The organism is Marinimicrobium sp. UBA4209, assembly GCF_002381585.1.
GTDB classification, from domain to species: domain Bacteria; phylum Pseudomonadota; class Gammaproteobacteria; order Pseudomonadales; family Cellvibrionaceae; genus Marinimicrobium; species Marinimicrobium koreense.
The window spans coordinates 1-3,853 of record NZ_DFTP01000038.1; the positions used below are offsets into that span (position 1 = coordinate 1).

Annotated in this window: 4 protein-coding genes; 1 reads left to right on the forward strand and 3 read right to left on the reverse strand. The window is 60.8% G+C overall.

The features are described from left to right. Window positions 1-122: 122 nt before the first annotated feature. Genes B3187_RS05355 through B3187_RS05365 form a run of 3 tightly spaced genes read right to left on the reverse strand, consistent with a single transcriptional unit; the run spans window position 123 to window position 2,796 of the window. A complete protein-coding gene (locus B3187_RS05355; RefSeq protein WP_286804974.1) occupies window positions 123-1,025 on the reverse strand; it encodes a glucosaminidase domain-containing protein in 903 nt (300 codons plus the stop codon). Between the two features lie 60 nt (window positions 1,026-1,085). Further along, entirely contained in the window at window positions 1,086-1,757 is a 672-nt protein-coding gene (locus B3187_RS05360) for a replication protein P (RefSeq protein WP_123638347.1), read from the reverse strand. Beyond that, window positions 1,669-2,796, reverse strand: coding sequence for a DnaT-like ssDNA-binding domain-containing protein (locus tag B3187_RS05365; RefSeq protein ID WP_286804975.1), 1,128 nt, complete (start codon window positions 2,794-2,796; stop codon window positions 1,669-1,671). The genes B3187_RS05360 and B3187_RS05365 overlap by 89 nt, the downstream gene beginning before the upstream one ends. Before the next feature lie 82 nt (window positions 2,797-2,878). On the opposite strand from B3187_RS05365, the gene B3187_RS05370 reads away from it, so the two are divergent. Continuing rightward, window positions 2,879-3,676 (forward strand): class I SAM-dependent methyltransferase, encoded by a 798-nt coding sequence (locus B3187_RS05370; RefSeq protein ID WP_286804978.1) that lies wholly within the window; start codon window positions 2,879-2,881, stop codon window positions 3,674-3,676. Window positions 3,677-3,853: the final 177 nt, after the last annotated feature.

The following is a 3,853-nucleotide window of genomic DNA, read 5'->3' on the forward strand; positions in this document are numbered from 1 at the left end:
GTAGGTCGGGTTAGCCGAAGGCGTAACCCGACGATAGTCAGCCCGGTCCAGCCACTCGTTCCCTCGGTCGGGTCGGTCTGACACATCGGAGCGCGCAGCTTATTACCCGTCAGGTGCAGCCGTTACCCCGCCTCGGTCTGGGGTTCTGCTTCGGCCTTCGCGGGGACTTCGGGCTCCTCCGGCGTCAACCAGGCTTCATGTACCTGCTCCAGTTCGTTGTAGCTGATCAGTTCCTTGAGCTCCTCAATATACGCCTGTCCGCGGCTCGAATACCGGATCAGTCCCTGCACCATCGCCATACCCGTGGGTGCCATGTCCTGAGCACGCTGTTGAGCGCGAATCTCCCGCACCTCCCGGTAGGCCCGGTTGGTGTTGATGTTGCGGAAATAGGTCGATACGGCCTCATTCACCGTAGCAAACTTCTGTACTTCGTGACTCATGTCGTCCGAGCGGGCGTTGGGAACCAGGCCGCAGCCTTTCCGGTAACACCACTGGCCGAACAGATTGTTTGCTTCCTGGGCGAAGCGCGAGGTACCCCAGCCAGATTCTGCCGCCCCTTGAGCCAGAACCATCTCCAACGGGAGTATGTCCACCCGCTTGTGCAGCTCGTCCAGGGCGTCCGAGGCGTTCGGGTAGTTGTCTTCATCCACGCGGAAATGGATACGCAGGCGCTCAAGCTGGGCCCGCTGGCGGCTGCTGAGGCTCTTGTCGGCGGCGAGCACCGAGCGCATGTCAATGACGTCTTCGCGCAGCTGCTCCAACTGATGATTGCGCCACTCAACCATGGGGATCAGCATCTCAAAAAAGGCCCGTTTGCGATCGGGGATATGGCCGATGCTGGCAAAATCCGGTAGCTGCTTTACCTCGGCGGGGCGCGGTACCGCTGGTGGCTCCTGCCGACCAGCCACGGACTCTTCCATGGGCTGGGGCGGGTGGTAGGCCAGGTAAAACGTCAGCACCAGACAGCCAAGAGGAAAGGCCACCAGGCCCAGGCCCAGTAACCACTGGGTGAAACCCTGCTTCATACAATCACCTTCTAATACATCAATCCAAACAAAGAGTTACGTCGTTGGGCGGGCAAAGGATCAGAGATCCAGCTCGCGCCGGAGTGCCTCCAGCCGCTGGTGGTTCTCATCGGCCGACAGGGGCGTTTCGGTGGTTTCGGGAAGGGCCGGCGCCTGGGGGAGGGGTAACTCCGCGCCGTTCATCACCTGTTCGCAAAAGCGCTGGTAGTGACGTTCAAACACCGGGAAAGCCACTTTCTCGGCACTGCTGGCCAGGAAAAACCAGTCGCTGGCCAGGCCCGCGTGGTATACCGCCGGATGGCTCCAGTGCTGGGCCGCTTTGGGGCTCGGTGCCCGGCAGGCTTCCACATAGGCACTGTGGGCGTCCGGCAGGCCAAACTCGGTCGGGTCGCCCTGGCAGGCGCGCATCATGCGGTTCAGGGTTGGCAGAAACTCGGACTCTTCAATGACCTTGCGCGCGCCCCGGCGGATGGTGTCCGGCTCGAAGCGGGTCAGGCTGTCCAGCCAGAGCTTTTTGATCTGGTTGAGCACCTGGGTGTCGCTGTAGGCCTTGTAGTACTGGTTATGGTAATTGATGCGGAACAGGGCAAAGGCCTCGTTGAGGGCATCAATATGCCCATCGGTCGCGGCCCGGCGCTGCTGTTCAGCGGGCCCAGCTTCGGTCGGTGAGGTCCTGGACGAGGCTGCGATCGCGCGTTGTGCCTGGTCGAGAAGGGTCTTGCTGTCCTGCATGTTGGCCTGCCTGTGGGTTGTGCGTGGTCAGAGCGTGCTGGCGTGCCCAATGATACTTTACGTGCTGCAGAAACTTGGTGTTCCAGGAGCTGTGCACCTGGTTGCTGTCGCGCCAGTAGAGCACGAACTCCGGCACCTGGCGCTGGGCGAACGCCAGGTCGATATTGGCCAGTTTGAGCACGTCGTACACATCCTGACTGGGCTGCCAGTTCTCCGGGATGCGCCGCGGCTCGGTATCGTGCTCAAGAGCGGCATTATACCTGAGCCACTGGCGTTTGACGTGCTGGATGAATTTGCTGTTCCAGGTGCGCCCCACATCGCCCCGCTCCTGCCAGTAGAGCACGAACTCGGGAATGGCGTCCTCGATGAACGCCAGGCTGATATTGGCGTGCTTGACCAGCACTTCCAGCGCATCCCGGCTGGGCCGCCAGCCGCTGTGCATGGCGACCTCCCGGTCGCGGCGGACCTGGTGCTCGGTCTGGGCCTCGCGCCACTGGCGCAGCAGATGCTTGAGGAACTTGGCTCCCCAGGCGTGGTGGCTCTCGCCACGCTCGCGCCAGTAGGCAATGAACTCCGGCAATTGCTCGCGCACAAAGTGGTCCGGAATGTTGTGCTGGGCGATGTGCCGCATCAGCTCGGCATCCGGTCGCCAGTGGGGGCTGATCCGGTTGGCTCCGGTCTGCGGGTCCGGGTTGTGGGCGGCGGGAGCGGCCGTGGCGCTCTGGGTCCGGTCGGTTTCGTTGAAGGCAAACAGCAGCTGGCGGCTTTCGGTGTAGGGGGCGGACTCGATCAGGATGATCCCCTTGTCCCGCAGGCTTTTGCTCACCCGCTGCAGGTCCTGGTCGCTCCAGAAGGGCAGCAGCGATTGCAGTTGCGGCGCTTCGAGCTTGAGCCAGTGATGCCCCTGCCGATAGGTGCCCGGCCGGTAGTGGGCGACATCGCTGAGGGCGCTGAGCAGAATCGCTTCTTCCAGGCCAATGGTGGCGGCCAGTGAGGGCGAGAACAGCAGGGGTTTTTCGGGGATCAGCGATGAGGTCATGGGCGCTACTTTAGCACTGTTTGGGGGTGGGGTGCATGAGCCTGCTATTATACCCGCTGTCACTCAAAGCCCGGAGGTCACTTTGCCAAAGAGAAAGTCCAAACCCCGTTTTACGGCCAAGAACTCGGACCGACACGATCTGTATCAGCGCAGTGTTCAGGCACCGGAGTTCGAGGTGGAGTTCTTTGACAAGACGTTTAAAAAGCTGCGCAAACGCCGCCCTTACGCCATGCGTGAAGACTTCTGTGGTACCGCGCTATTGTGTGGTCACTGGGTGGACAGCCACAAAAAGCGCACCGCGCTCGGCGTGGATATCGATCCGGATGTGTTGCAGTGGGGAATCGAAAACAACCTCAAGCCCTTCGGGGAGCCGGGCAATCGGGTCACACTCGCTCAGCGCGATGTGCGTCAGGTCACCCGGGAGAAGTTCGATCTGGTCAATGCCATGAACTTCAGTTACTGGATTTTTCAGGAGCGGGCAGAGATGGTCCGCTACTTCAAGTCGGTGCGAAAGTCTCTGGTAAAAGACGGAATCTTCTTCCTGGATATGTACGGCGGCTGGGAATCCCAGGAGGTCATGGAGGAGGCCCGCAAGATCGAAGGCGGCTTTACCTATGTGTGGGACCAGCACAGTTTCGATCCGATGACCAATGTGGCGGTCAATTACATTCACTTCCGGTTTCGGGACGGCAGTGAAATGAAGCGCGCGTTTAAATACGTATGGCGCCAGTGGTCCATGGTGGAAATTCGCGAGCTGCTGACCGAGGCCGGCTTCAAAAAGCTGCACATCTATTGGGATGTGGCCGATGGCAGTTTTCGGGAGCGCAAGAAAATGGATAACCAGCCGGGGTGGTTAGCCTACATCGCCGCGTTGGTTTGAGAGCCTGGTGGTTAACGGCGGATGCGCCTTCGGCTTATCCGCCCTACGCGACTGCCTGTGACATGGCGGATTTTGATTGCATCTGGGTGACGGCGGATGCGGCGTCTAATCGCTGCGCTCGGCCCCTACGGATAGCACGGCAGTTCGCGTAGGGCGGATAAGGCCGAAGGCCGCATC

Coding starts and splice junctions, on each gene's coding strand:
- B3187_RS05355 (WP_286804974.1), bottom strand. CDS start 1,025: ATGAAGCAGGGTTTCACCCAGTGGTTACTGGGCCTGGGCCTGGTGGCC.
- B3187_RS05360 (WP_123638347.1), bottom strand. CDS start 1,757: ATGCAGGACAGCAAGACCCTTCTCGACCAGGCACAACGCGCGATCGCA.
- B3187_RS05365 (WP_286804975.1), bottom strand. CDS start 2,796: ATGACCTCATCGCTGATCCCCGAAAAACCCCTGCTGTTCTCGCCCTCA.